The sequence below is a fragment of the Lentilactobacillus dabitei genome (genome assembly GCF_019061365.1).
In the GTDB taxonomy this organism is placed as follows: domain Bacteria; phylum Bacillota; class Bacilli; order Lactobacillales; family Lactobacillaceae; genus Lentilactobacillus; species Lentilactobacillus dabitei.
Window position 1 is genome coordinate 1 of record NZ_JAHPPD010000145.1, and the last position, 1,300, is coordinate 1,300.

Annotated in this window: 2 protein-coding genes and 1 pseudogene; all 3 read left to right on the forward strand. The window is 39.9% G+C overall.

What is annotated here, in order from left to right:
• Nucleotides 1–690, forward strand: a pseudogene (locus KTE19_RS13125) (hypothetical protein); the annotation flags it as partial.
• Nucleotides 691–816: 126 nt separating this feature from the next.
• Nucleotides 817–939 carry an XkdX family protein gene (locus KTE19_RS13130; protein ID WP_249778670.1) on the forward strand — a complete coding sequence of 41 codons (123 nt, stop codon included), beginning with the start codon at nt 817–819 and terminating at the stop codon, nt 937–939.
• Between the two features lie 42 nt (nt 940–981).
• The coding region (locus tag KTE19_RS13135) for a hypothetical protein (RefSeq protein ID WP_217342467.1) at nt 982–1,300 on the forward strand (319 nt) is incomplete at its 3' end.

Sequence of the window (1,300 nt, forward strand, 5' to 3'; positions counted from 1 at the left end):
GCACCAGAAGATAAGGTTACTGATAATAAGAATGGCACAATTGAAGTTAATGGCAGCTCTATTACACCTGCTGACGATTCCAAAGTAGCCCACCTATCTGGTGCTAACAACTTTAATACCGTTCCAACGGTCAACAATAATCCGTTGCTTCTCGCAAGCAGTTTACCGTCTGACCTAGCACGAACGGGGCAGGCTAACACATATACAGCTGCACAGACATTCAGTATTGCGCCAACTATTAAAGACGCCTCGAAAGATAAGGGGGATAATCAGGCCGCTACTATGGCCGATTTGAAAAGCGTTAAAGCAAGTGCTTGGCGTCATTTAACTGGAAGCAACGCTCTGCTTAAATCTTATGATGCTTTTTTAAAAATTGATGAAAGTAGTAACACAGGGTATATAGAACTTTTTGGATCAACTAACGATGCCAGCATAATGGACACCAAATACGAGATGATCAATTTAGGGGATATCGTGACTGGCCTTTATGACATTTCAGGACAATTGGTTTACAATATTGATTTTAATAACACGAGTGGAGATATTGGACAGTTAGACTTAATGACAACGGGAAACTCAATTTATTTGCAGACGAGTAACTTTCAGGCTTTATCGGGACTGAATTGTTCAACCCTTTTATCAGGTAGAAATATAGTAACTTTTAAATACAAAAAGTATGTGGGAGGATAATAATCAAAATATGATTCCCTCCGGTAATTAGAAAGAAGGATATTTTTATGACTTATTATGTAACACTTGACACCGATGGCTGGGTAACTGGTACGCCAGCTACCGAACAGGCAGCTGATAACTAAATTGTTTTATGGCTGGAATATTTTAACGCCAGCAATTGAATGGTATGTACAAAACGGTTTCATTAATTCCGATCAATACAAACAGATCACTGGCAAAGATTACCAAGCGCCCGCTACTAAATAGTGAGGTGTTTTTATTTTGCCCAAAATTTAGGAAGTGATAAAAATGCTAAAAAGGATTGGAAAATATTACTCGCATTTATGTTTCGGCTTAGCTTCCTTAATGGCTGGCACGTATATCTTTTTTCATTTAAATTATTTGGACAGCCCAGAAGTTACACCGCCACCACCTCCTGGCTTTGCAGAACATGTGGTTTTCGATGCTGCCGATGATTGGTGGTTTGCCGGATTACTGGTGGTTGGCGGGATTGTCCTGCTAAGTGGAGTCTTGCTTGATTCAATTACATTAAGAAATGCCGGCATGATTATTATTGCCCCATTGTTTGGTTATCTCGCCTTCGGGTTTATGATCCGGGGCGTTTTTG